Origin of the sequence: Streptomyces sp. ISL-43 (genome assembly GCF_018614195.1) — a bacterium.
Lineage (GTDB): Bacteria > Actinomycetota > Actinomycetes > Streptomycetales > Streptomycetaceae > Streptomyces.
This window is the reverse complement of the sequence record NZ_JAGGOT010000008.1, coordinates 95704-120768: the sequence shown is the minus strand read 5'-3', so window position 1 is coordinate 120768 and position 25065 is coordinate 95704. Positions and strand designations below refer to the sequence as shown.

At 73.5% G+C, this 25065-nt stretch carries 25 protein-coding genes; 12 read left to right on the top strand and 13 right to left on the bottom strand.

Annotation, left to right across the window (positions count from 1 at the left end; translation table 11 throughout):
- The 4 genes from J7F03_RS04410 to J7F03_RS04395 all read left to right on the top strand — a co-directional run bounded on the left by J7F03_RS04410 (position 1) and on the right by J7F03_RS04395 (position 3631).
- Complete coding sequence (locus tag J7F03_RS04410; RefSeq protein ID WP_308379066.1) at positions 1-660, top strand: response regulator transcription factor; 660 nt, start codon at positions 1-3, stop codon at positions 658-660.
- Between the two features lie 79 nt (positions 661-739).
- Positions 740-2179, top strand: a complete 1440-nt coding sequence (locus tag J7F03_RS04405) for a DUF2252 domain-containing protein (protein ID WP_214947298.1) — start codon at positions 740-742, stop codon at positions 2177-2179.
- 155 nt (positions 2180-2334) lie between these two features.
- Positions 2335-3183: a J domain-containing protein gene (locus tag J7F03_RS04400; RefSeq protein WP_374104264.1), complete on the top strand. Its 849-nt coding sequence runs from the start codon at positions 2335-2337 to the stop codon at positions 3181-3183.
- 103 nt (positions 3184-3286) lie between these two features.
- A complete protein-coding gene (locus J7F03_RS04395) occupies positions 3287-3631 on the top strand; it encodes a rhodanese-like domain-containing protein (RefSeq protein WP_214947297.1) in 345 nt (114 codons plus the stop codon).
- An 8-nt stretch (positions 3632-3639) separates the two neighbouring features.
- Here the strand turns inward: J7F03_RS04395 and J7F03_RS04390 are convergent, their stop codons facing one another.
- The 6 genes from J7F03_RS04390 to paaA form a co-directional block, all read right to left on the bottom strand.
- A complete protein-coding gene (locus J7F03_RS04390; RefSeq protein WP_214947296.1) occupies positions 3640-4782 on the bottom strand; it encodes an acyl-CoA dehydrogenase family protein in 1143 nt (380 codons plus the stop codon).
- A 99-nt stretch (positions 4783-4881) separates the two neighbouring features.
- Complete coding sequence (locus J7F03_RS04385; RefSeq protein WP_214947295.1) at positions 4882-6024, bottom strand: 2Fe-2S iron-sulfur cluster-binding protein; 1143 nt, start codon at positions 6022-6024, stop codon at positions 4882-4884.
- Complete coding sequence (gene paaD / locus J7F03_RS04380) at positions 6025-6564, bottom strand: 1,2-phenylacetyl-CoA epoxidase subunit PaaD (protein ID WP_214947294.1); 540 nt, start codon at positions 6562-6564, stop codon at positions 6025-6027. It abuts the gene before it with no gap.
- Entirely contained in the window at positions 6558-7298 is a 741-nt protein-coding gene (paaC, locus tag J7F03_RS04375) for a 1,2-phenylacetyl-CoA epoxidase subunit PaaC (RefSeq protein WP_214947450.1), read from the bottom strand. Before paaC ends, paaD begins: the two co-directional genes overlap by 7 nt.
- Before the next feature lie 62 nt (positions 7299-7360).
- Positions 7361-7645: a 1,2-phenylacetyl-CoA epoxidase subunit PaaB gene (paaB, locus tag J7F03_RS04370; protein WP_030153111.1), complete on the bottom strand. Its 285-nt coding sequence runs from the start codon at positions 7643-7645 to the stop codon at positions 7361-7363.
- Positions 7642-8688: a 1,2-phenylacetyl-CoA epoxidase subunit PaaA gene (gene paaA, locus J7F03_RS04365; RefSeq protein ID WP_214947293.1), complete on the bottom strand. Its 1047-nt coding sequence runs from the start codon at positions 8686-8688 to the stop codon at positions 7642-7644. Before paaA ends, paaB begins: the two co-directional genes overlap by 4 nt.
- A 142-nt stretch (positions 8689-8830) precedes the next feature.
- Between paaA and J7F03_RS04360 the strand changes: the two genes are divergently transcribed.
- The 3 genes from J7F03_RS04360 to J7F03_RS04350 are packed head-to-tail and all read left to right on the top strand — an operon-like array spanning position 8831 to position 11513.
- The gene (locus J7F03_RS04360) at positions 8831-9529 is read left to right on the top strand and encodes a DUF5819 family protein (RefSeq protein ID WP_308379063.1); all 699 of its coding nucleotides are present in this window, start codon (positions 8831-8833) and stop codon (positions 9527-9529) included.
- The gene (locus tag J7F03_RS04355) at positions 9466-10740 is read left to right on the top strand and encodes an HTTM domain-containing protein (protein ID WP_374104263.1); all 1275 of its coding nucleotides are present in this window, start codon (positions 9466-9468) and stop codon (positions 10738-10740) included. The genes J7F03_RS04360 and J7F03_RS04355 overlap by 64 nt, the downstream gene beginning before the upstream one ends.
- Positions 10737-11513, top strand: coding sequence for an RNA methyltransferase (locus J7F03_RS04350; protein WP_214947291.1), 777 nt, complete (start codon positions 10737-10739; stop codon positions 11511-11513). Before J7F03_RS04355 ends, J7F03_RS04350 begins: the two co-directional genes overlap by 4 nt.
- Here J7F03_RS04350 and paaN read toward each other — a convergent pair.
- On the bottom strand, positions 11510-13192 hold the full coding sequence (gene paaN / locus J7F03_RS04345) for a phenylacetic acid degradation protein PaaN (RefSeq protein ID WP_214947290.1): 1683 nt from the start codon (positions 13190-13192) through the stop codon (positions 11510-11512). The genes J7F03_RS04350 and paaN overlap by 4 nt on opposite strands.
- A 157-nt stretch (positions 13193-13349) precedes the next feature.
- Between paaN and J7F03_RS04340 the strand changes: the two genes are divergently transcribed.
- A complete protein-coding gene (locus J7F03_RS04340; RefSeq protein WP_214947289.1) occupies positions 13350-14900 on the top strand; it encodes a 3-hydroxyacyl-CoA dehydrogenase in 1551 nt (516 codons plus the stop codon).
- Positions 14897-15484, top strand: coding sequence for a TetR/AcrR family transcriptional regulator (locus J7F03_RS04335; RefSeq protein WP_214947288.1), 588 nt, complete (start codon positions 14897-14899; stop codon positions 15482-15484). Before J7F03_RS04340 ends, J7F03_RS04335 begins: the two co-directional genes overlap by 4 nt.
- Before the next feature lie 43 nt (positions 15485-15527).
- On the opposite strand, the gene J7F03_RS04330 is transcribed toward J7F03_RS04335, so the two are convergent.
- Positions 15528-15971 carry an Lrp/AsnC family transcriptional regulator gene (locus J7F03_RS04330; protein ID WP_374104261.1) on the bottom strand — a complete coding sequence of 148 codons (444 nt, stop codon included), beginning with the start codon at positions 15969-15971 and terminating at the stop codon, positions 15528-15530.
- A 331-nt stretch (positions 15972-16302) separates the two neighbouring features.
- Between J7F03_RS04330 and pdhA the strand changes: the two genes are divergently transcribed.
- From pdhA to J7F03_RS04315, 3 genes are read left to right on the top strand one after another with little or no spacing between them, the layout of a single operon-like run.
- Positions 16303-17469 carry a pyruvate dehydrogenase (acetyl-transferring) E1 component subunit alpha gene (gene pdhA / locus J7F03_RS04325; RefSeq protein ID WP_214947286.1) on the top strand — a complete coding sequence of 389 codons (1167 nt, stop codon included), beginning with the start codon at positions 16303-16305 and terminating at the stop codon, positions 17467-17469.
- Positions 17466-18464 carry an alpha-ketoacid dehydrogenase subunit beta gene (locus tag J7F03_RS04320; RefSeq protein WP_214947285.1) on the top strand — a complete coding sequence of 333 codons (999 nt, stop codon included), beginning with the start codon at positions 17466-17468 and terminating at the stop codon, positions 18462-18464. The genes pdhA and J7F03_RS04320 overlap by 4 nt, the downstream gene beginning before the upstream one ends.
- Complete coding sequence (locus tag J7F03_RS04315; protein WP_214947284.1) at positions 18464-19858, top strand: dihydrolipoamide acetyltransferase family protein; 1395 nt, start codon at positions 18464-18466, stop codon at positions 19856-19858. The genes J7F03_RS04320 and J7F03_RS04315 overlap by 1 nt, the downstream gene beginning before the upstream one ends.
- A 49-nt stretch (positions 19859-19907) precedes the next feature.
- Here J7F03_RS04315 and J7F03_RS04310 read toward each other — a convergent pair whose 3' ends face one another.
- From J7F03_RS04310 to J7F03_RS04290, 5 genes are all read right to left on the bottom strand, one after another.
- Positions 19908-20885, bottom strand: a complete 978-nt coding sequence (locus J7F03_RS04310; RefSeq protein WP_214947283.1) for an NAD(P)H-quinone oxidoreductase — start codon at positions 20883-20885, stop codon at positions 19908-19910.
- 38 nt (positions 20886-20923) lie between these two features.
- A complete protein-coding gene (locus J7F03_RS04305) occupies positions 20924-22024 on the bottom strand; it encodes a TrkA family potassium uptake protein (RefSeq protein WP_214947282.1) in 1101 nt (366 codons plus the stop codon).
- Positions 22012-23349, bottom strand: a complete 1338-nt coding sequence (locus J7F03_RS04300; protein ID WP_214947281.1) for a molybdopterin molybdotransferase MoeA — start codon at positions 23347-23349, stop codon at positions 22012-22014. The genes J7F03_RS04305 and J7F03_RS04300 overlap by 13 nt, the downstream gene beginning before the upstream one ends.
- Positions 23346-24230 (bottom strand): NTP transferase domain-containing protein, encoded by an 885-nt coding sequence (locus J7F03_RS04295; RefSeq protein WP_214947280.1) that lies wholly within the window; start codon positions 24228-24230, stop codon positions 23346-23348. The genes J7F03_RS04300 and J7F03_RS04295 overlap by 4 nt, the downstream gene beginning before the upstream one ends.
- A 201-nt stretch (positions 24231-24431) precedes the next feature.
- The gene (locus tag J7F03_RS04290) at positions 24432-24971 is read right to left on the bottom strand and encodes a bacterial proteasome activator family protein (RefSeq protein ID WP_214947279.1); all 540 of its coding nucleotides are present in this window, start codon (positions 24969-24971) and stop codon (positions 24432-24434) included.
- Positions 24972-25065 lie beyond the last annotated feature (94 nt).

The following is a 25065-nucleotide window of genomic DNA, read 5'->3' as shown; positions in this document are numbered from 1 at the left end:
GTGACAGCGCAGGTGATCCGCGTGGTGATCGCTGACGACGAGCCGCTGATCCGGGCCGGGATCAGGATGATCCTGACCTCGGCCGCGGACATCGAGGTCGTCGCGGAGGCGGCGAACGGCCGGGAGGCGGTGGAGCTGGCCCGCGCACACGGACCGGACGTGGTGCTGCTGGACATCCAGATGCCCGTCATGGACGGGCTGACGGCGCTGGCCGAGCTCGGGCGGGCGGTGCCCCAGGTGCGGGCGCTGATCCTGACCACCTTCGGGGAGAAGGAGAACGTGCTGCGCGCGCTGAGCGGCGGCGGCGCGGGATTCCTGCTGAAGGACTCCGCGCCCGGCGAGCTGATCGGCGCGGTACGGGCGGCCGCGGCGGGGGACGCGTACCTGTCTCCGGCGGCGACCCGGCACGTGGTGGACCAGCTGGCGTCCGGCCGGTCCACGGGCCGCGCCGAGGAGGCCCGGCGCCGGGTGTCCGAGCTGAGCGAGCGCGAGCGCGGCGTACTGGCCCTGCTGGGCGAGGGGCTCTCCAACGCGGACGCGGGGCGGCGGCTGCACATGAGCGAGGCGACGGTGAAGACGTACGTGAGCCGGATCCTGGCGAAGCTGGAGTGCGAGAACCGGGTGCAGGCGGCCCTGCTGGCCAGGGACGCCGGGCTCTGAGCCGTTGCCCGGTGAGCCGTGGCGGTCGCAGCCCTAGTACGGTCTGGGCCGAACCGATGGCGATCAGGGGGCGGAACGCATGAAGGCGGTACCGGAACAGCGCGTGGTGGCACCGCGGTCGCGGCAACGGATCCCGGAGGTCGCGGGGTTCGCGCCGCGCCTCGCCGCGGGGCCGGCGAAGGGTTCGCCCAGGGAGGCCGGCAAGGCGCTGCGCACGCGCGTGCCCCGGGCGGCGCACGCGCGTTTCGAGGCCCCGGCCGACCGTCTCGACGCGGTGCGGGCGGTGGAGGAGTCCAATGTCGGCCGGGTCGCCGAGCTGACGCCGATACGGGTCGGCCGGATGGCCGCCAACCCCTTCGCGTTCCTGCGCGGTGCGGCCGGGCTGATGGCGCACGACCTCTCCGGAGGCCCGGTGACCGGGGTCGGCGCGCAGATCTGCGGCGACGCCCACGCGGCCAACTTCGGCCTGTACGGGGACGCGCGCGGCCGGCTCGTCATCGACCTCAACGACTTCGACGAAACCGTCTTCGGCCCGTGGGAGTGGGACCTCAAGCGGCTGGCCACCTCGCTGGTGCTGGCCGGCCGGGTGGCCGGCGCGGACGAGGACACCTGCCGCGCGGCCGCGCTCGACGCCGCCGGCGCCTACCGCCGCACCATGCGGCTGCTGGCCAAACTGCCGGCCCTGGACGCCTGGAACGCCATCGCGGACGAGGAACTCGTCTCGCACACCGACGCCCGGGACCTGCTGGGCACGCTGGAGCGGGTCTCCGAGAAGGCCCGCAACAACACCTCCGCCCGGTTCGCCGCCAAGTCCACCGAGGCGACGCCCGACGGGGGCCGGGCCTTCGTGGACGCGCTGCCGGTGCTGCGCCGGGTCGGGGACGGGGAGGCGGCGGCCGTGGCGGCCGCGCTGGGCCCGTACCTGGAGACGCTCCAGGGGGACCGGCAGCCGCTGCTGGCCCGGTACGCGATCCACGACGTGGCCTTCCGGGTGGTGGGGACCGGCAGCGTCGGCACCCGCTCCTACGTGGTGCTGCTGCTGGATCACCGGGGCGAGGCGCTGGTCCTCCAGGTGAAGGAGGCCCGGCCCTCGGTGCTGCTGCCGTACCTGCCCGGGCTCGGCTTCGTCTCCGCGCCGGAGGAGCACGAAGGCCGTCGGGTGGTGGCCGGGCAGAAGCGGATGCAGGTGGTCTCCGACATCCTGCTGGGCTGGACGACGGTGGAGGGGCGGCCCTTCCAGGTCCGCCAGTTCCGCAACCGCAAGGGCAGCGTGGACCCGGCGGCGCTGGCCGTCGAGCAGATCGACGACTACGGGCGGATGACCGGAGCCCTGCTGGCGCGCGCCCACGCGCACAGCGCCGATCCGCGGCTGCTGGCCGCCTACTGCGGGAAGAACGAGGAGCTGGACGAGGCCATGGCGGCCTTCGCCGTGGCCTACGCCGACCGGAGCGAGGCCGACCACGCCGTGCTGGTGGCGGCGGTGCGGTCCGGGCGGATCGCGGCGGAGTCCGGGGTCTGAGCCCGGTCCGAGCCCGGTCCGAGCCCGGTCCGAGCCCGCCGGGGCGATGTTTCACGTGAAACAGGCCGGTCTGGAAACCGGTCGGGGAACCGTTCGGGAAAACCGGTGGATGTTTCACGTGAAACACCCGGCCGGGCGGGCCTTAGGCTGGCCGGGTGAGCGAGCAGACAGTTCCCGAAGCGCCCGAGCCCGGCCCCGGCGACGGTCCCGGCCCCGCTGCCGACGAGCGGCCCGAGGCGCGCTTGGAGCGCGCGGTCCGGGCCGCCGAGCAGGCACTGATCGAGTTCGAGATCGCGGTGGAGACCTTCCGGGTGGAGGTGGAGAACTTCTCCCGCCTGCACCACCAGAAGCTCGGCCCGATGTACGCGCGCCTCGACGAGCTGGACGCCCTGATCGCGGAGGCGAAGGCGGCGCGCACCGGGGACCCGGAGGACCTGCGCCGGGCGCGCGACGCCCGCTCGCTGGTGATGCCGATGCCCGGGGTGGACGAGCTGTTCCACGACTGGCTGGACTCGGACGGGATGTCCGACGACGCGTCCGCGATGCTCACCGAGCGCCCGGTGCGGCCGCCGGAGCGGGTGCGCCCCTCGGAGGAGGTGCGCCGCCTCTACCGCGAGCTGGTCCGCCAGGCGCATCCGGACCTGGCCCAGGACGAGGCCGAGCGCGAGCGGCGCGACGCGTTCATCGTGCGGGTCAACGCGGCCTACGGGCGCGGCGAGGAGGAGCTGCTGCGCGAGCTGGCGCAGGAGTGGGCGGCCGGCCCGGCGCCGGCCGAGCCGCGGCTGAGCGAGAGCGAGGAGCTGTACGAGCGCCTGGAGTGGCTCACGCGGCGCAAGGAACTGCTGTCCGTGGTGGCCCGGGAGCTGGAGGACAGCGCGATCGGGTCGATGCTGCGGATGGCTCCGGACGATCCGGACCGGCTGCTGGAGGAGATCGCCGAACAGCTGCTGGGCGACGTCGAGAAGCGTGAGGCGGAGCTCGCGGCGCTCGCCGCCGCGGAGTGAGGCGGAGCCGGCCGTGCCCGGCGCCGCCGCCGAGCGGGCCCGGGGCGGTCGGACGGGTCGGATAGGTTGGCTTACCTATCCGTGACGAGATAAGGCGACAGACATGAACTCCGGACCGCTTCCCTCGGTGGCCGCCTCCGCACTGCCCTCCGAGGCCTTCGTCCTCGACGTTCGGGAGAACGACGAATGGGCGGCCGGCCATGCCGAAGGCGCGCTGCACATCCCGATGAGCGAGTTCGTGGCGCGCATCGGTGAGCTGACCGAGAAGATCGAGGACGACCGCCCGGTCTACGTGATGTGCCGGGTCGGCGGCCGCTCCGCGCAGGTGACCCAGTACCTGCGGGGCCAGGACATCGACGCCGTGAACGTGGACGGCGGCATGCAGGACTGGGAGGCCGCGGGCCGCCCGGTCGTCACCGACGCGGGCGCCCCGGGCTTCGTCGTCTGACGGGTGCCTCAGGCGAGGGGGTGGGTGGCCAGCAGGTCGCCCAGCGCCTCCTCGTGCACGGCGGCCGGGCCGAGCTGGAGCTCCAGCTGCTTGGCCCACGCGTGGTAGCGGTGGAGCGGGTAGTCGGTGTCGGCGCCGAAGCCGCCGTGCAGGTGCTGCGCGGTCTGCACGACCCGCCGTACGCCCTCGGAGGCCCAGATCTTGGCCACGGCCACGTCTCCGGCGCTCGGCAGCGGGCCGCCCGCTCCGCCCGTCCCGGCGTCGAGCCGCCAGGCGGCCTGCCAGAGGGTGACCTCCATGGCGCGCAGGTCGATGTAGCGGTCGGCGGCCTGGACGGCGACCGCCTGGAAGGTGGCCACCGGGAAGCCGAACTGCTCGCGCTTGCTCGTGTACTGGCTGGTCATGGTGAGGACGCCCTCGCCGAGGCCGAGCGCGAGCGCGCAGGTCCCGGTGGCGAGGAGCTGGCGCAGGTGGTCCCAGGCGCCGGGGGAGTCGACGAGGTGCGCGGCCGGGACCCGTACGCCGTCGAGGGTGACCTCGGCGAGCCGCTCCCCGCTGGTGGAGTACTGCTCGGCGAGGGTCAGGCCCTCGGTGACGCGGGGGACGAACGCGAGGACGGCCTCGCCCTCCCCGGTGTGGGCCGGTACGGCGATCCAGTCGGCGCTGTGCGCCCAGGCGACCGAGGTCTGCACGCCTTCCAGGACCCACTGCGCGCCGTCCCGCCGTGCGGTGACGGCCAGTTCGGCCGGGTCGTGGCCGGTGCGGCCGTGCGCGGCGACGGTGAGGACGAGGCTGCCGTGTCCGGCGTCGTGGAGCAGGGCGGCGGCCAGTTCGGGGCTGCCGTGGGCCTGGACGGCCATGGCGGTGGCGCAGTGCTCCAGCAGCGGCACCCGGGCCAGGACCTTCCCCGCCTCGCGCAGCACCAGGCACAGGGCGATGGTGTCGAGTCCGGCGCCGCCGTGCTCCTCGGCGAGGACCAGGCTCAGCAGGTCGGAGTCGGCGAGCTTGGCCCACAGGCCGCGGTCGAACTCCTCGGCGACGGCCCGCGGGGTGAGCGCCGGGCTGGGCACGCTGTCGGGGGCGACGTCCGCGAACACGGCCTTGGCCGCCTCGACGGCGGCCTGCTGCTCCTCGGTGAAGGTGAAGTCCACTGCCTGTCCTCCCGCGTGCCCGGAACGTGCTCTCTCTGACGGTGCGTCAAGATAGAACACGTTCCTGAAATTGGACAGGGGGGCAGCGCGGGCGGCCCGTCAGCGGTCGAAGTCGATCTCCACTTCCTCCGACACCGGGTGCGACTGGCAGGCCAGCACGAACCCGGCCTCCGTCTCGTGCTCCTCCAGGGCGAAATTGCGGTCCATCCGCACCTCGCCCGTCACCAGGAACGCCCGGCAGGTGCCGCACACACCGCCCTTGCAGGCGTACGGGGCGTCCGCGCGGGCCCGCAGCACCGCGTCGAGCAGGGACTCGCCTTCCCGCACCGGCCAGGTGCCCGAGCGGCCGTCGAGCCGCGCCGTGACCCGGCCGTGGGTGGCGGTGGCCGAAGCGGCGGGCGCCGGCGGGGCGGTGTCCTCGACGTGGAAGACCTCCTCGTGGACCCGGCCCCGCAGGACCCCGAGCGCGCCGAGCGCCTGCTCGGCGCCCGTCACCAGCCCGTACGGCCCGCACAGGAACCAGCCCGTCACCTCCGCGACCGGCAGCAGCGCGGGCAGCAGCTGTGTCAGCCGCTCCTCGCCGAGCCGGCCCGAGGGCAGCCCGGCCTCCTGCTCCTCCCGGGACAGGACGGTGACCAGCTGGAACCGGTCGGGATAGCGGTCCTTGAGGTCGGCGACCTCCTCCAGGAACATGGTCGAGGCCGCGCTGCGGTCGCTGCGCACCAGGCAGAACCGGGCATCGGGGCGGGCCGCCAGCAGCGTGGCGGCGATCGACAGCACCGGGGTGATCCCGCTGCCGCCGACGATCGCGGCGTAGTGCGCGGCGGCGGGCGCCGCCGCCGGGTCCAGGACGAAGCGCCCGGCCGGGACCATCACGTCCAGCACGTCCCCGGCGGCGATCTCCTTGTGCGCGAACGTGGAGAACTCGCCGCCCTCCACCAGCCGCACCCCGACCCGCAGCGCCGTCGGGCCGGACCCGTCGGCCGCCGGGGCGGGGGAGCAGATCGAGTAGGTGCGGCGGACCTCGGAGCCGTCGGGGGACTGCCGGCGCAGGGTGAGGTGCTGGCCGGGGGCGTGCCGGTAATCGGCACTCAGCTCCGGCGGGACGGCAAGGGTCAGCGCCACGGAGTCCTCGGTGAGCCGGTCGACCGCCGCCACCGTCAAGGTGTGGAACGCGCCGTGGCGCGCGGGGCGCGCCGGGCTCGTGGACCCCAGCGTGGGCGACGGCGGTGACACGGCCATCTACAGCTCCTTGAAGTGGTCGAACGGTTCACGGCAGGCGGTGCAGCGGCGCAGCGCCTTGCATGCGGTGGAGGAGAACCGGCTCAGCAGCTCGGTTTCGGTCGATCCGCACTGGGGGCAGCGGACGGACAGGGTGAGCGGGACCGGTCCGTCGGCGGAGTGCGGCCGCGGCGGGGCGATGCCGAACTCGGCCAGTTTGCGGCGGCCCTCGGCGCTGATGTCGTCGGTGGACCAGGCGGGGGCCAGGACGGTGCGCACCCGGACATCGGGTATGCCGTGGTCGGTCAGGGCCCGCTCGATGTCGGCGGACATGGCCTCGATGGCCGGGCAGCCGGTGTAGGTGGGGGTGAGGGTGACCTCGACGTGGCCGTCCTCGTGCATCCGCACCCCGCGCATCACGCCGAGCTCGGCCAGGGTGAGCACGGGCAGCTCGGGGTCGGGGACGGAGCCGGCCAGAGCGGCGAGCTCCACCTCCAGCCGGGTCTGCCCGGCGTCGGCGCCGGTCCCGGCCTCTGCCCTCGTGCCGCCCTTGGTCACCATGACGCCCCCGGGTGGCTGCGGTGCAGGTGCTGCATCTCCGCGAGCAGCCGGCCGAACGACTCGGTGTGCAGTCCCTGCCGGCCGGCTCCCGCGGCCCAGGCTCCGTGGCGCGGCCCCTGGGGCAGCTCCAGCCCGGCCCGCTCCAGTACGCCGCCCACCGCGGCCAGCCACCGGCCTTCCAGGGCGGCCCAGTCGACGCCGTCGGCCCCGTCGAGCCCGTCCACCGGCCGGAACATCTCGCCGGTGTACTTCCACAGCGCGTCCAGCGCGGCCCGCATCCGGGCCCGGCTCTCCTCGGTGCCGTCGCCGAGCCGCAGCGTCCACTGCTCGGCGTGGTCGCGGTGGTAGGCCGTCTCCTTGACCGCCTTCGCGGCGAGCGGCCCGAACGGGCCGTCCCCGAGCGCGAGTTCCGCGTAGAGCTCGTGCTGGTAGAGGGAGAAGTAGAGCTGGCGCGCGATGGTGTGGGCGAAGTCGCCGTTCGGCTGCTCGACCAGCTGGAGGTTGCGGAAGGACCGCTCCTCGCGCAGGTACGCCAGTTCGTCCTCGTCGCCGGCCATCGACAGCAGGACGCGTGCCTGGCCGAGCAGGTCGAGGGCGATGTTGGCGAGGGCGACATCCTCCTCCAGGACGGGCGCGTGTCCCGCCCACTCGCCGAGGCGGTGGGAGAGGATCAGCGCGTCGTCGGCGAGGGCGAGGAGGGCGGCCGTGGGGACCGCCTCGTCGCCCGAGGTCAAGGAGGCGGCGGCAGCGGTGGCAGCGGCGGTGGTGGAGGTCCCGCGGGTCCCGGAGGTGCTGGTCACAGGTGGTTCACCCCCTCGGGGATCTCGTAGAAGGTCGGGTGGCGGTACGGCTTGTCGGCGGACGGGGCGAAGAAGGGGTCCCGCTCGTCCGGGGAGGACGCCGTGATCTCCGTGGAGGGCACGACCCAGATCGAGATGCCCTCGCCGCGCCGGGTGTAGAGATCGCGGGCGTTGCGCAGGGCCATCTCCGCGTCGGGGGCGTGCAGGCTGCCCGCGTGCGTGTGCGAGAGGCCGCGCCGCGAGCGGACGAACACCTCCCACAGGGGCCAGTTCTGCGTCATACCCGCGCCTCGCTTCCCGTTGTTGTTGTTGCTGCTGCTGCTGCTGCTGCTGTTGCCGCCTGCTTCTCCGCGTACGCCGCGGCCGCGTCGCGCACCCAGGCGCCTTCCTCGTGGGCCGCCCGGCGCTGCCCTATCCGCTCCTCGTTGCACGGGCCGTTGCCCTTGAGCACTTCCCAGAACTCGGTCCAGTCGATCGCGCCGAAGTCGTGGTGCCCGCGCTCCTCGTTCCACTTCAGGTCCGGGTCGGGCAGGGTCAGGCCCAGCGACTCGGCCTGCGGGACGGCGATGTCGACGAAGCGCTGGCGCAGGTCGTCATTGGAGTGGCGTTTGATCCGCCAGGCCATCGACTGCGCCGAGTGCGCCGACTCCCCGTCCGGCGGGCCGAACATCATCAGGGAGGGCCACCACCACCGGTCGACGGCGTCCTGCGCCATCGCGTGCTGCGCCTCGGTGCCCCGCGACAGCGCGAGGAGCAGCTCGTACCCCTGGCGCTGGTGGAAGGACTCCTCCTTGCAGATCCGGACCATGGCCCGCGCGTACGGCCCGTAGGAGCAGCGGCAGATCGGGACCTGGTTGGTGATCGCCGCGCCGTCCACGAGCCAGCCGATGGCGCCGACGTCGGCCCAGGTCAGCGTGGGGTAGTTGAAGATCGAGGAGTACTTCTGCTTCCCGGCGTGGAGCTTGTCGAGGAGCTCGTCGCGGCTGGTGCCGAGGGTCTCGGCGGCGCTGTACAGGTACAGGCCGTGGCCGGCCTCGTCCTGGACCTTCGCCATCAGGATCGCCTTGCGGCGCAGCGAGGGCGCGCGGGTGATCCAGTTCGCCTCGGGCTGCATGCCGATGATCTCGGAATGGGCGTGCTGGGCCATCTGGCGGACCAGGGAGGCGCGGTACTCGTCGGGCATCCAGTCGCGCGGTTCCACGCGCTCGTCGGCCGCCACGGCGGCGTCGAAGGCCGCCGCGAGCTGCGCGCCGAGGTCGGCGCTCACGCCGATCCCGGACTCCCGTCCCGCGTCCTGCCCCGTTTCCGGGGTCACTGCCACCATCACGGCCCCCTGTCAGAGGTTCTTCCGCCTTGTCCGCCCGACCGACCGATCGTTCGGTTCATGCTCTTCAATGGTGGGACGACGGCCCGTAGGGTGTCAACCTCTGTGGTCAACCATGTGGATGCCGGATGATCGGGGCGGGATGGATTCGAACGAGCACCAGCCCCCGGAAGGGGGCGCGCCGCCCCCGCCGAGGGCGCCCGGAATCGCCGGTCTGTCCACCCCGTACCGGGTCGTAGCGGCCCTCGCCCTAGGCGGCGTGGCCGTGGCGGCCTGCGGGCACCTGGCGCTCGTGTTCCTGCACGTGGCCCCGTCCAACACGGTGAGCAAGCAGAACGCGGAGATGGTCGACGGCTGGGTCTACCCCGAATTCGAACAGAACTGGAAGCTCTTCGCGCCCAACCCGCTCCAGCAGAACATCTCCGTCGAGGTCCGCGCGGAGGTGCGGACGGACGACGGGCTGCTGGTCACCGGCAACTGGCGCGGGCTGTCCGCCGAGGACGGCCTGGCCATCCGCCACAGCCTGCTGCCGAGCCACACCGAGCAGAACGAGCTCCGCCGGGCCTGGGACTTCTTCACCAGCTCCCACGACGAGGACAACAAGGCGAACGGCGAGCGCGGCGAACTCGCGGAGCAGTACCTGCGCCGCATCGCGCTGGACCGGCTGGACCCCCGGACGGAAGCCGACATGGCCGTGGGCAAGGGCGGGCGCCTCGCCGTGGGCCGGATCGTACGGATCCAGCTGCGCGCGGCGACGACGGCGGTCCCCGCGCCCGAGTGGTCCGACGAGGAGACCGACACCCAGACGTACTACCGGGAGCTGGCGTGGTGGACGGTGTGAGCGGCGTGCGGGCCGCGGCCGGGCGGGCGCTGGCCAAGGTCACCGGGCAGGCGCTGGGCCCGTACCAGAGCGCCGTGGTCCGCATCGGCTTCGCCGGCACCTGGCTGTTCTTCCTGCTCCGGGAGTTCCCCCACCGGCACGAGCTGTACGGGCCGGACGGCCCCTGGAGCTGGGAGCTGGCGCGCCGGCTGATCGACTCGAACCACGCCTTCACGGTGCTGATGTGGTCGGACTCGCCGCTCTGGTTCGAGATCGTCTACGCCCTCTCCGTACTGTCGAGCGCGCTGCTGCTGCTGGGCTGGCGCACGCGGGCGACGTCCGTGCTGTTCATGGTCGGCGTGCTGTCGCTGCAGAACCGCAGCGTCTTCATGGGCGACGGCGGCGACAACGTCATCCACCTGATGGCGATCTACCTCGTACTGACCCGCTGCGCGCGGGTGTGGTCGCTGGACGCCCGCCGCGCCCGCCGGCTGGGCACCGCCTCGGCCGGGAGCGCCGGGCCGGCGCTGTGGGGCGTGCTCGGCGCGGTGTTCGCGTACGGGTCCGTGACCGGGGGGTTCAGCACCGGCTGGATGGTGGCCTTCGCCGCGCTGTGGGTGCTCGCCGCGCTGTGGTGGATGGTCGACCGCTACGAGCCGGAGGGGGAGGGGCGGGCGGTCCTCGACGTCCTGGCCAACCTGGTGCACAACGCCGGGATGCTGGTGATCATGACGGAGGTCTGCCTGATCTACGCGACGGCCGGCTGGTACAAGATCCAGGGTTCGCGCTGGCAGGACGGGACGGCCCTGTACTACCCGCTGGGCCTGGACTACTTCGCCCCGTGGCCGGGGCTGTCGGCCCTCCTGGCCGGCAGCGGCACGCTGGTCATGCTGCTGTCGTACGGCACGGTCGCGGTCCAGGTGGCGTTCCCGTTCACGGTGTTCAACCGGCGGATCAAGAACGTGCTGCTGGGGCTGATGATGCTGGAGCACGTGGGCATCGCCGTGCTGCTGGGGCTGCCCTTCTTCTCACTGGCGATGATCGCCGCCGACGCGGTCTTCCTGCCGACGGCGTTCCTGCTGTGGCTCGGCGCGCGGGCCGCGGCGCTGCGGCGGCGCGGCCGGGGGCCCGCGCCGGACCAGGAGCCGGGCCCGGACCAGGACCAGGACCAGGAGCCCGGAACCGGACCGGAGCGGGAGGCGCGGCCCGGGACCGTAGGCTCGGTGGCATGAGTGAGCAGCACGAGAACCCCGACGGCACCCAGCGGCAGTGGCGGGAGGCCGCCGCCCGGGAGGACCTCGTGCTCCTCGACGGGTTCCACGCGCTCAAGCACGCCCTGCGCTTCGGGGCGGACGTGCGGATGGCCGTCGCCGACGACCCGGAGGCGGTACGGGGCCTCGCGCGCGAGCTGGCCGCCGACGTGGAGGCGGACGTCGCGCGGCTGGTGCGGCGGGCGCCCCTGCGGGAACTGCTGACCCGGGTGCATCCCACCGGGGTGGCGGCCCTCGCGGTCCGGCCCGGCCGGGCCGAGGGGCGGGCCCGGCTCGCGGCCATGCCCAGGACGGCCCCGGTCGTCATCCTCGACAACCCCCGCAACCTCGGCAACGTCGGCGCCGTCGTCCGCCTCGCGGCGGGCTTCGGCGCCACCGGCGTCGTCACCCGCGGCGACCTCGACCCCTGGCACCCCAACGTGGTCCGCGCCGGAGCGGGACTGCACTACGCCACCACCGTGGACCAGGTCGACCTCGACACCCTGCCGCCCGGCCCGCTGTACGCGCTCGACCCGGAGGGCGAGGACATCCGTGCCCTCACCCTCCCGGACGACGCCCTGCTCGCCTTCGGCTCCGAACGCCACGGCATCTCGCCCGAGCTCCGCGCCCGCGCCGATCACCTGGTGTCCCTGCCGATGCGCCCGCAGGTCTCCAGCTACAACCTGGCCACCAGCGTGGCCATGACCCTCTTCCACTGGGGCGGGCCCCGCCCGGAGGCCCGCCCGGCGGACTAGCCCTGGCGGCGGACCTCCACCACGCGGAAGCGGTTGGAGACGAACGCCCCGTCGCACAGCGCCGCGTTCGCCGCGGGGTTGCCGCCCGAGCCGTGGAAGTCGGAGAAGGCCGCGGTCTGGTTCACATAGACCCCGCCCGTCAGGTTCAGCGAGAGCTGCGCCGACTCCTCCAGGCAGACCTCCTCGATGGCCCGCTCGGTGTCCGCGGAGGTCGTGTACGCCCCGACCGTCATCGCACCCTTCTCGCGGACCGTGCGCCGCAGCAGGTCCAGCGCGCTCGCCGTGGAGTCGACCGCCACCGCGAAGGAGACCGGGCCGAAGCACTCGGAGAGGTAGGGGGCGGAGTCGTCCGGCTTGGCGGAGTCCAGCTTCACCATCACCGGCGTGCGCACCACGGCGCCCGGGAACTCCGGATGCGCCACCTCGCGCGAGGCCAGCGCGACCTCGCCGAGCCCGGCCGCCGCCTCCAGGCGGGCCTTGACGTCCGGGTTGACCAGCGCGCCGAGCAGGGCGTTGGCCCGGGCGTCGTCGCCGAGCAGGCCGCCGACCGCGCCCGCGAGGTCCGACACGACCTCGTCGTACGTCTTGTGCCCGGCGTCCGTCTCGATGCCGTCGCGCGGGATCAGCAGGTTCTGCGGGGTGGTGCACATCTGGCCGCTGTACAGGGACAGCGAGAAGGCCAGGTTGGACAGCATCCCCTTGTAGTTGTCGGTGGAGTCCAGGACGACGGTGTTGACGCCGGCCTTCTCCGTGTAGACCTGCGCCTGGCGGGCGTTGGTCTCCAGCCACTCGCCGAACTCGGTGGACCCGGTGTAGTCGATGACCTTGATCTCGGGGCGGACGGCGAGCTCCTTGGCGATGCCCTCGCCCGGCCGCTCCACCGCCAGCGCCACCAGGTTCGGGTCGAAGCCGGCGTCGGCCAGGACCTCGCGGGCCACCTGGACGGTCAGCGCCAGCGGGAGCACGGCGCGCGGGTGCGGCTTGACCAGCACCGGGTTGCCGGTGGCGAGGGAGGCGAAGATCCCCGGGTAGCCGTTCCAGGTGGGGAAGGTGTTGCAGCCGATCATCAGGGAGATCCCGCGCGGGACGGCCGTGAAGGTCTTGCCCAGCTCCAGCGGGTCCTTCTTGCCCTGCGGCTTCGACCAGTCGGCCTGTCCCGGGACCCGGGTCTGCTCCTCGTACGCGTAGGCGACGGCCTCCAGGCCGCGGTCCTGCGCGTGCGGGCCGCCCGCCTGGAACGCCATCATGAAGGCCTGGCCGCTGGTGTGCATGACCGCGTGCGCGAACTCGTGCGTCCGCGCCGAGATCCGGGCCAGGATCTCGATGCAGACCAGGGCGCGGGTCTCGGGCCCGGCGTCGCGCCAGGCGCCCATGCCGGCGCGCATCGCGGGCAGCAGCACCTCCGGGTCCACGTGCGGGTACTCCACGCCGAGCTCGACGCCGTACGGGGAGGTCTCGGCGCCCGTCCAGTCGTCGGTGCCGGGCTGCCCGAGGTCGAGCCGGGTGCCGCGCAGCGCCTCGAAGGCGGCGAGGCCGTCGGCCGGCGCGGTCTCCCCGTAGGCCTTGGGGTGCTCGGGATGCGGGGACCAGTAGGCGCGGCTGCGGATCGTGGCCAGGGCCTGGTCCAGGGTGGGCCGGTGCTTGGCGGACAGCTGGGGGACGGTGAGCTCGGCGGCCATCAGGGACCAACTCCTCGTTGAGCCGGGCGGGATCAGGCGATCGGGTCGGGCAAGAAGGGATGAAGAAGAGCAGACTGGAGTTAGAGTAACCGAACGATCGGTCGGGACAAGAGGGCCCGGCAGGCCTGTGGATAAGTCGGTGCGGGAGGATCGGGTCATGACAGCAATCGAGCGGTCCCGCACAGTGGCGGTAGTCGGCGCCGGGACGATGGGGCAGGGAATCGCCCAGGTCGCTCTTCTCGCAGGTCACCGCGTGCTGATCTACGACATCGACGCCGTGCTCGCCGCCGACGCGGTCGGCTTCGTGCAGGACCGCGTCGAGCGGATGGCCGCCAAGGGGCGGCTGGATCGCGCCGAGGCCGAGGACGCGATCGGCCGAATCGATTCGGCGGCCGAACTGTCCGGGCTGGCCGGCGCCGCCCTCGTCGTCGAGGCGGTCGTCGAGGACGTCACCGTCAAGCGGGCGCTCTTCGCCGCACTCGAAGAGGTGGTTTCGCCGGACGCGCTGCTGGCCACCAACACCTCCTCCCTCTCCGTCACCGAGCTCGCCGCGGGCCTCGCGCACCCCGGCCGCTTCCTCGGCCTGCACTTCTTCAACCCGGCCCCGCTGCTCCCGCTGGTCGAGGTGGTCTCCGGTTTCGCGACCGACCCGGCCGCCGCCGAGCGCGCGTACCGCACCGTGCTGGGCTGGGGGAAGACGCCGGTGCGCTGCGCCGACACCCCGGGCTTCATCGTCAACCGGATCGCCCGCCCCTTCTACGCCGAGGCCTTCGCGGTGTACGAGGAGCAGGGCGCCGACCCGGCCACCATCGACGCCGTGCTCCGCGAGTGCGGCGGCTTCAAGATGGGCCCCTTCGCACTGACCGACCTGATCGGCCAGGACGTCAACGAGGCCGTCACCCGCTCCGTGTGGGAGTCCTTCTTCCGCAGCCCGAAGTTCACCCCGTCCCTCGCGCAGCGCCGGCTGGTCCAGTCGGGCCGCCTCGGCCGCAAGTCGGGGCACGGCTGGTACCCGTACGGCCCGGACGTGAAGGCCCCGGCCCCGCACACCGCCGGTCCCGAGGACGCGCCCGCCAAGGTGACCGTCGTCGGTGACCTCGGGCCCGCCGCGGCGCTCGCCGACCTCTTCGAGGAGGCGGGGATCGAGGTCACGGCCACCGAGCACGGGGGCCCGTACATCCAGCTCCCGGGCGAGGGTCAGCTCGTGCTCGCCGACGGCAAGACCTCGATCGAGTTCGCCGACGTCGTCTACTTCGACCTCGCCTTCGACTACCGCGACGCCACCCGGATCGCGCTCTCCGTCAGCGAGGACACCAGCGAGCGGACCCTCTCCGAGGCGATCGGGCTCTTCCAGAAGCTCGGCAAGAAGGTCTCCGTCATCGGCGATGTCCCCGGCATGATCGTCGCCCGGACCGTAGCGATGCTGATCGACCTCACCGCCGACGCCGTCGCGCGCGGGGTGGCGGGCGCCGAGGACATCGACACGGCGATGCGGCTCGGGGTCAACTACCCGGCGGGCCCCGCCGAATGGCACGACCGGCTCGGCCGCGACTGGGCGTACGACCTGCTGCACCACCTCGACGAGCGCTGCCCGGGCGGCCGGTACGCGCCGTCGCTGGCGCTGTACAAGCTGGGGTACGCGGCGGACGAGGGCGACGGCGGGGCGGACGGAGACGACGGGGACGACGAGGCGGGGGAGACGGAATGACGACGGCCAAGCGGGACACGTACACGCCCGAGACGCTCCTGACCGTCGCCGTCCAGGTCTTCAACGAGCGCGGATACGACGGCACCTCCATGGAGCACCTGTCGAAGGCCGCGGGCATCTCCAAGTCCTCCATCTACCACCACGTCGCGGGCAAGGAGGAGCTGCTCCACCGGGCCGTCAGCCGGGCCCTGGACGAGCTCTTCGCGGTGCTGGTGGAGCCCGGGGCGGTACGGGGACGCGCGGTCGAGCGCGTCGAGTACGTCACCCGGCGCACGGTCGAGGTCCTCGTCGCGGAACTGCCCTACGTGACCCTGCTGCTGCGGGTCCGCGGCAACACCCGCACCGAGCGCTGGGCGCTGGAGCGCCGGCGCGAGTTCGACCACCAGGTCGCGGAGCTGCTGAAGGCCGCCGCCGCCGAGGGAGACCTGCGGGCGGACGTCGACATCCGCCTCGCCACCCGCCTGCTCTTCGGCATGGTCAACTCCCTGGTCGAGTGGTACCGCCCGCACCCGGGCACCACCCCCGACCAACTGGCGGACGCGGTGGTCAGCATGGCCCTGGACGGCCTGCGCACGCAGCGCTGAACCCCGGGCGCGCGGGCCGGTCCCGGCGCAGGCGTAGGACGACCTAGTCCTCCTGGATCGTCGGGCCGGCGGACGGGTCGCGGGCCAGGAGGTCGGTCTCCTCGAAGACCAGCAGCGTGCGCGTGGAGAGCACCTCCGGGATGGACTGGAGGCGGGTCAGGACCAGCTCGCGCAGGGTGCGGTTGTCCGGGGTGTGGACCAGGAGCAGGACGTCGAAATCGCCGCTGACCAAGGCGATGTGCGCCGCGCCCGGCAGCTCGCGGAGCTGTTCGCGGACCGTGCGCCAGGAGTTCTGGACGATCTTCAGGGTGATGTAGGCGGAGGCGCCCTGGCCCGCCCTCTCGTGGTTGACGCGGGCGGTGAAGCCCCGGATCACCCCGTCGTCGATGAGCCGGTTGATACGGGCGTAGGCGTTGGCCCGGGAGACGTGGACCTGCTCGGCGACGGAGCGTATCGAGGCGCGGCCGTCCGCCTGGAGCAGGCGCACGATCGACCGGTCGATCGGATCCAGGGCGCGCGGCGGTCCGGGGGGTCCGATCGGCCCCGACGGTCCCGACGGGCCCCCGGACGCGCCCCCCGGTGCGCCCCCCGTTCCGGGCGCCGCTCCGGAACCCGCTCCGGCCATTTGTTCATCCGCCATCGCCCGCTGCCTGCCTCTCCTGGACGTCCTGCACCCATACCAGGGCGTCGGCACCACTTTGTCCACAGCCTGGAGCCGCCTGTAGCCAAATTGCCTGGACAACCGAACAATCGGTAGGTGAGGCGCCTCACACCCGGGGCCCTCCCTGCCCGCTTCCCACGAGGAGGTGTACGCCGCCATGACGGTCCAAGAGCTGCCCGGTGCCGGTGCGTCCCACCGCTCCACCCCGCCGCCCGCCTGGAGGCCCCGTACGGATGCCGCCCCGCTGCTCCCGGACCCCGAGCCGTACCGGGTGCTGGGCACACCGGCCGCCGACCGGCTCGACCCCGAGCTGATGCGCCGGTGCTACGCCGAGCTGGTGCGCGGCCGCCGCTACAACGCCCAGGCCACCGCCCTCACCCGGCAGGGCCGTCTGGCCGTATATCCGTCCACCGTGGGCCAGGAGGCCTGCGAGATCGCCGCCGCGCTCGTCCTGGAGGACCAGGACTGGCTCTTCCCGAGCTACCGCGACACCCTCGCGGCCGTGGCGCGCGGACTGGACCCCGTACAGGCGCTGACCCTGCTGCGCGGCGACTGGCACACCGGGTACGACCCGCGCGAGCGCCGGATAGCCCCCTTGTCGACCCCGCTCGCCACCCAGCTGCCGCACGCGGTCGGCCTGGCGCACGCCGCCCGGCTGCGCGGCGACGACGTGGTCGCCCTCGCCATGGTCGGCGACGGCGGCACCAGCGAGGGCGATTTCCACGAGGCCATGAACTTCGCCGCCGTCTGGCAGGCGCCGGTCGTCTTCCTCGTCCAGAACAACGGCTTCGCGATATCCGTCCCGCTCGCCAAGCAGACCGCCGCCCCGACCCTCGCCCACAAGGCCGTGGGGTACGGGATGCCGGGCCGCCTCGTCGACGGCAACGACATCGCCGCCATGCACGAGGTGCTGTCCGAGGCGGTCCGGCGGGCCCGGGCCGGCGGCGGACCGACCATGATCGAGGCGGTCACGTACCGGATCGAGGCCCACACCAACGCCGACGACGCCACCCGCTACCGGGGCGACGCCGAGGTCGAGGCCTGGAAGGCGCACGACCCGATCGAGCTGCTGGAGCGCGAGTTGATCGCGCGCGGGCTGCTGGACGAGGCGGGCATCCAGGCCGCCAAGGACGCGGCCGAGGAGATGGCGGCGGCGCTTCGGGAGGGGATGAACGCGGAACCGGTACTCGATCCGATGGACCTCTTCGGACACGTCTACGCGGAGCAGACCGGACGGCTGCGCGAGCAGGCGGCCATGCTGCGTGCCGAGCTGGACGCGGCAGAGCTGGACGCGGCAGAGCAGGAAGAGGAGGACGCGTCATGACCACGGTGGCGGCGAAGCCGGCGACCATGGCGCAGGCCCTGAACCGGGCGATGCGCGACGCGATGGCCGAGGACCCGACCGTCCACGTGATGGGCGAGGACGTCGGGGCGCTCGGCGGGGTCTTCCGCATCACGGACGGGCTCGCGAAGGAGTTCGGCGAGGACCGCTGTACGGACACCCCGCTCGCGGAGGCCGGAATCCTCGGCGCGGCGGTGGGCATGGCCATGTACGGGCTGCGGCCGGTCGTGGAGATGCAGTTCGACGCGTTCGCCTACCCGGCCTTCGAGCAGCTGATCTCCCACGTGGCCAAGATGCGCAACCGCACGCGCGGCGCGATGCCGCTCCCGATCACCATCCGCGTGCCCTACGGCGGCGGCATCGGCGGTGTGGAGCACCACAGCGACTCCTCCGAGGCCTACTACGTGGCCACGCCCGGGCTCACCGTCGTGACACCCGCGACGGTCGAGGACGCGTACGGGCTGCTGCGCGCCTCGATAGCCAGCGACGACCCGGTGATCTTCCTGGAGCCGAAGCGGCTGTACTGGTCCAAGGCCGAGTGGTCGCCGCAGGCGCCCGCGGCGGTGCCGGAGATCGGCAAGGCCCTCGTCCGGCGCAGCGGCACGAGCGCGACCCTGATCACCTACGGGCCCTCGCTGCCGGTGTGCATGGAGGCGGCCGAGGCGGCGCGCGAGGAGGGCTGGGACCTGGAGGTCGTGGACCTGCGCTCGCTGGTCCCCTTCGACGAGGAGACCGTCGTGGCCTCCGTACGGCGGACCGGGCGCGCGGTGGTGGTCCACGAGTCAGGCGGCTTCGGCGGGCCGGGCGCGGAGATCGCCGCCCGCGTCACGGAACGGTGCTTCCACCACCTGGAGGCGCCGGTGCTGCGCGTGACCGGTTTCGACATCCCGTATCCGCCGCCGATGCTGGAGAAGTACCACCTGCCCGGCGTGGACCGGATCCTGGACACCGTGGCCCGTCTGCAGTGGGAGAACTGATGCCGCAGGTCATGGAGTTCAAGCTGCCGGACCTCGGGGAAGGGCTGACGGAGGCGGAGATCGTCCGCTGGCTGGTGGCGGTCGGCGACGTCGTCGCCATCGACCAGCCCGTCGTCGAGGTCGAGACGGCCAAGGCGATGGTGGAGGTGCCCTGCCCGTACGGGGGTGTGGTCACCGCCCGCTTCGGCGAGGAGGGCACCGAACTGCCGGTCGGCGCACCGCTGATCACCGTGGCGGTGGGCGGTGCGGCCGAGGCCTCCGACGCGCCCGCAGCGCCTTCGTCCGGCTCGGGGAACGTTCTGGTCGGCTACGGGACGGACCATTCACGTCCGGCGCGTCGGAGGCGGGTGCGACCCGGCTCCGCCGCGCCGGGGCCCGCCCCCGCGGCCCAGGCTCCGGCCGTGGTACCGGCGGTCGCCGCCCCCGCGGTCACCGCACCGGCGGTCACCGCCCCCGCCGCTCCCGCCCCCGCCGCTCCCGCCGCCACCGCTCCCGCCGTCGTTTCCGGACCCGTGCCGGTCATCTCGCCGCTGGTCCGCAAGCTGGCCCGGGACCACGGGGTGGACCTGCGCTCGCTGCGCGGATCCGGCCCGGAGGGCCTGATCCTGCGCGCGGACGTCGAGACGGCGCTGCGCGCCCCGCAGCCGGCGGCCGCGGCCCCCGCCGCGGCCTCCCTCGCACCGGCCCCGTCCGGCGCGCCGGAAGGCGCCACGCGGATCCCGCTCAAGGGGGTACGAGGTGCGGTCGCGGACAAGCTGTCGCGCAGCCGGCGCGAGATCCCCGACGCCACGTGCTGGGTCGACGCGGACGCCACGGAGCTGATGGCGACGCGGGCCGCGATGAACGCGGTGGGCGGGCCCAAGATCTCGGTGCTCGCGCTGCTGGCCCGCATCTGCACGGCGGCGCTGGCGCGGTACCCGGAGCTCAACTCCACGGTGGACCTCGCGGCGAACGAGATCGTCCGGCTCCCGGCCGTGCACCTGGGCTTCGCCGCGCAGACGGAGCGGGGCCTGATGGTCCCGGTCGTCCGGGACGCGCAGGCGCGCAACGCGGAGTCGCTGTCGGCGGAGTTCGCGCGCCTCACGGAGCTGGCCAGGGCGGGCAAGCTGACCCCGGCCGACCTCACGGGAGGCACCTTCACCCTGAACAACTACGGGGTGTTCGGGGTGGACGGCTCCACGCCGATCATCAACCACCCCGAGGCGGCGATGCTCGGCGTGGGCCGGATCATGGCCAAGCCGTGGGTGCACAAGGGCGAGCTGGCGGTCCGCCAGGTCGTGCAGCTGTCCCTGACCTTCGACCACCGGGTCTGCGACGGCGGCACGGCGGGCGGCTTCCTGCGGTACGTGGCCGACTGCGTCGAGTCCCCGGGCGTCCTGCTGCGCACGCTGTAGCCCGGACCGGGCGGCGGGGCCGAAGACCGGCCCCGCCGCGCCCGGGTGCTCAGGTGGTGAGCAGCAGCTTGCCCACGTGGGTGCTCGACTCCAGGACGCGGTGGGCCTCGGCGGCCTCCCGCATCGGGAAGCGGGCGTGCACGACCGGGTGGATCCGGCCCGAGGCGACCAGGGGCCACACGTGCTCACGTACCGCCGCGACGATCGCCGCCTTCTCCTCCAGCGGCCGCGCCCGCAGGGTGGTGGCGGTGATCGCCGCGCGCTTGCCCAGCAGGGTGGCGAGATTGAGCTCCGCCTTGACCCCGCCCTGCAGCCCGATGATGGCCAGGCGCCCGTTGACGGCCAGCGCTTCCACGTTCCGCGTCAGGTACTTGGCGCCCATGATGTCCAGGATCACGTCCGCCCCGGCGCCGCCGGTGGCCGCCCGCACCTCCTCGACGAAGTCCTGCTCGCGGTAGTCGATCAGGATGTCAGCGCCCAGCTCCGCGCAGCGCGCCAGTTTCTCCTTGCCGCCCGCCGTCACCGCGACCCGCGCGCCGACCGCCTTCGCCAGCTGGATCGCCATGGTCCCGATGCCGCTCGACCCGCCGTGCACCAGCAGGGTCTCGCCGGGGCGCAGGCCCGCGACCATGAACACGTTCGACCAGACCGTCGTGACGACCTCCGGGAGCGCCGCCGCCGTCACCAGGTCCACGCCCGCCGGCACCGGCAGCAGCTGGCCCGCGGGGACGGCCACCTTCTGCGCGTACCCGCCGCCGGCCAGCAGCGCGCACACCTCGTCGCCGACCGACCAGCCGGAGACCCCGGGCCCGATCGAGGAGATCCGCCCGGAGCACTCCAGGCCGGGATGGGGCGAGGCCCCGGGCGGCGGGTTGTAGAACCCCTGCCGCTGCAGGACGTCGGCGCGGTTCACGGCACTCGCCGCGACCTCGACGAGGACTTCGCCGTCCCCGGCCACCGGATCGGGCGCTTCGGCCCACACCAGGGCGTCGGGACCGCCGGGCTGTTCGATGGTGATCGCATGCATGGGCCGGAGGCTACCGGTCGGGCCGGTCGGGCGGAGAGCTACTCGGCCGATCCCAGTATCACCGGCGGGGACGTCGGCGGGGCCGCGCGGACGATGGTGATGAGACGGTCCGTCAGCTGGAGCGGGCTCGCGTGCGGATCGTCGTACGGGAGCAGGCGGTGGCCGCGCAGGACGTTGACGACGAGGTCGGCGGTGTCCCGGACCGATTTGCCGGCCTCCGACCTGGTGACCGGACGCTCGATCAGGTCGAGGCCGCTGCCCTGCTGGATCAGGTCCTCCATCACGGTGCCCGCGCTCGGGCTGAGCACCGACAGTCCGAGCAGCCGGCCCGCCGCGCTCGCGCTCGTGATGACCGCGTCCGCGCCCGACTGGCGCAGCAGCGGCGCGTTCTCCTCTTCCCGGACGGCCGCCACGATCTTCGCGCCGCGGTTGAGCTGGCGGGCCGTCAGGGTGACCAGTACCGCCGTGTCGTCCCGCTGCGTGGCGATGACGATCTGACGCGCCTTCTGCAGTTCGGCTCGCAGCAGCACTTCGGAGCGCGTGGCATCGCCGACGACCCCCGTGAAGCCTTCCGCGCTGGCCATGTCGATCACCTTGGAGCTGGGGTCGACGATGACGACCTGCTCCTTGGAGAGGCCGGTGGCCAGCAGCGTCTGGAGGGCCGAGCGGCCCTTCGTACCGAAGCCGACGACGACCGTGTGGTCGCGCAAGTTCTTCCTCCAGCGTTTCAGCCGCCACTCTTCCCTGGTGCGGGTGGTGAGGACTTCCAGGGTGGTTCCGACCAGGATGATCAGGAACAGGACGCGCAGCGGCGTGATGAGCAGGACGTTGACCAGCCGCGCGCTGTCGCTGTACGGGACGATGTCGCCGTAGCCGGTCGTCGACAGGGTGACGGTCGCGTAGTAGACGCAGTCGAGGAAGTCGACCTTCTCGTTGGCGTTGTCGTGGTAGCCCGCACGGTCGATCCACACGATCAGGACCGTCAGGCACATCACGAACAGCGCCATCAGCAGCCGCCGCGTGACCTGCCGCAGCGGCTTCTCGACTTCCCGTCTGGGCAGTTTGATGCGCCGCGAGACGAGTTTCTCGTCGGCGCCGCGGGCCATCGCGTCCGAGCCGTGCAGTTTCACGTGAAACATCCCCCCGAAGCCCACGGGAGATCGAGGATCTCCAGGTCCTGCCCGGAGCGCGCCCCGTGCGGCGGTACGACGGCCAGCCCGTCGGCGGCGGCCACCCCGCGCAGCATCGCCGGGCCGTTGTAGCGCAACGGTACGGCGTGCTCGTCGGTCAGCCGGACCGGTACGAGCCGGGTGTCGTGCGGATGGCCCGGTACGTCGCCCTGCACGGGCACCGCGTACCGGGGGCGCGTGCCGCGGCCGGCGAGGGCGCGCAGCAGCGGCTCGGCGAGCGTCAGCAACCCGGACACGGCGGCGAGCGGATTGCCGGGCAGGCCCACCAGGTGGCGGCCGTCGGCGCGGCCGCCGAGGCGGGCCAGCAGCATCGGGTGCCCGGGGCGTACGGCGACCCCGTCGACGAGCAGCTCGGCGCCGGCCTTGGCGAGCACGGGGTGTACGTGGTCCACGGGGCCGGAGGCGGTGCCGCCGGTGGTGACGACCAGGTCGGCGGTGGAGGTGGTGACGGCCCGCAGCAGTGCTTCGGCGCCCGCCCGGTCGTCGCCGAGCCGCCGTACGGAGACGACCTCGGCGCCGATCCGGGTCAGCCAGGGGCCCAGCATGGGGCTCAGCGCGTCCCGGATGAGGCCGTCGTGCGGGCGGCCTTCGGTGAGCAGCTCGTCGCCGAGCACCAGGATCTCGACGCGCGGCCGGGGCCGGGTGGTGAGCTCGTCGTACCCGGCGGCCGCGGCCAGGCCGAGGACGGCCGGGGTGACCAGGGACCCGGAGGGCAGCAGGAGATCGCCGGAGCGGCACTCCTGGCCGCGCGGGCGGATGTCCTGGCCGGTGGCGACGGGCCGCTCGGCGTGCAGCTGGGTGCCGGCCTCGCGGGAGTGCTCGCTGCGGATCACGGCCGTGGTGTCGGCGGGGATCCGGGCGCCGGTGGCGATCCGTACGGCCTCGCCGTCCGCGAGGGGCGCGGGGCGCTCGGAGCCGGCCAGTGCGCTGCCGCCGGGGCGGACGGTCCAGGGGCCGGGTCCGGCGACGGCCCAGCCGTCCATGGCGGAGGTGTCGAAGGAGGGCAGGTCGCCGAGGGCGGTCAGGGGCTGGGTGAGGACCTCGCCGAGCGCGGCGGCCAGGGGGACCCGGTGGCTGCGGACCGGGGCCGCCGTCCCGGCGCGGACGGCGGTCTGCCGGGCCCGGAGCCAGGGCGCGGCGCGGTGGCCGCCGCCGTCCGGGTTGCGGCTGACCAGGGCCAGGGCCTGGTCGAGGGCCCGGTCGGCGTCGGAGGCGGCGTCGGTGGCGGCGGCGGTGGTGTCCGCGTCGGCGTCGGCGTCGGTGTCGGCGGTCATCCGGATCCAGTCTCTTCGGCGGCGGTGCCCTCGGCGCCGGCGGTCTCGGCGGCTTCCGCGGCCCAGCGCAGGGCCAGGTCGGCGGCCTTGGCGGAGGCCTCGGCGACGGCCTCGGCGGGGTCGGCGCCGGCGGCTTCGGCGCGGGCCGCCGCGTAGCCGACCAGGAAGGTGGTCAGCGGTGCGGCGGGCCGGGCGACGCCGTGGGCGGCGTCACGGGCGAGGTCGAGCAGGGTCTTGGTGTCGACGTCGACATCGATGCCCAGCTCGGTCTTGGCGGCGGTGATCCATGATTCCAGCACGGTTCCATGCTCCCTGATCCGGGCGCGAGCGGCGGCGAGATCGTCCCAGGTGTCGCAGTCGAAGGAGGCGAGTGGCGCAGCCGCGGTGACGTGGGCGAGGTCGAGTTCGGCGGTCACGGCGCGCAGCGGGAGGCCGGTCACGGAGCCGTGCTCGGTGGCCAGCAGGGCGATTTCCCGGCGCAGCGGCTCGGCGCGGTACGCGGCGACGAGGGGCTGGTCGCGGCCGTCCGGATCCCGGAGCACGGCCCCGTCGGCGCCGGGCGCGTCGAGGAGCCGGCGTACCGTCCGCGCGTCCAGGAACGGCAGATCGGCGGAGAGTACGAGGACCAGCGCGGCCGTGGTGTGCCGCAGCCCGGCGTCCAGCGCGGCGAGGGGGCCTCCGCCGGGCGGCTCCTCGCGGGCCCAGCGCACGGGCCGGGCCGTCGGCCTGCGGCCGCCGACGACGACGGTGGTGGCCGCGTCGGCGCAGGCGTCGAGGACGCGGTCGAGGAGCGGGCGGCCGCCGACGAGGAGGCCGGGCTTGTCGGCCCCGCCGAGCCGCCGTGCGGCGCCGCCGGCCAGGACGATGGCGTCGTAGGTCATGCCCCGAGTATGCGGGGGCCGCGTTGCGGACGGGTTCCGCCGTTTACCGGGTCCTTACGGGCCCGCTGTGAGACCGGACTTCGCCCGCACTCCGCGGCCCCCGGGACTGCGCCCCGAACGGCTCCGGGGCCGCCCGCGCCCCTGAGGGTGCGTGCGGCCCCGGAGGCCTCGTTCGGTTCGGTAGCAGGGCCTGGGCAGGGCCTAGAGGTAGGGGCCCGAGCGGATCGCGCCGTGGGAGCCGTCCTCGTCGTCCTCGTGGGAGGAACCGGGAGGCAGAGCGCGGCGCATCTGCTCCAGCTGGGCCCGCGCCGCCATCTGCTGCGCGAACAGGGCCGTCTGGATGCCGTGGAACAGGCCCTCCAACCAGCCCACCAACTGGGCCTGGGCGATCCGCAGTTCCGCCTCGGAGGGAATCGCCTCCTCGGTGAAGGGCAGGGAGAGCCGCTCCAGTTCCTCGACGAGCTCGGGAGCCAGACCGTCCTCCAGCTCCTTCACCGACGCGGCGTGGATGTCCTTGAGACGGACCCGGCTGGCCTCGTCCAGAGGTGCGGCGCGTACCTCTTCCAGGAGTTGCTTGATCATGCTGCCGATCCGCATGACCTTGGCGGGCTGTTCGACCATCTCCGTCACCGGGACCTCGCGCGACTCGTCATCGGCGCCGCCGACCGGCATCCCGTCCTGCCCCACGATCAGGCCGTGCGGGGGGCTGTCCTGCGACCGTTCACTCCTCGGCATCTCCATGCCGTCATTCTCTCGCACACCTTCGCTTTCACACGGTGTGCCCCCGCACAGGCGTGATCCACCCTGTGCGGGGGCACCAATGCGCCGCCCGTGC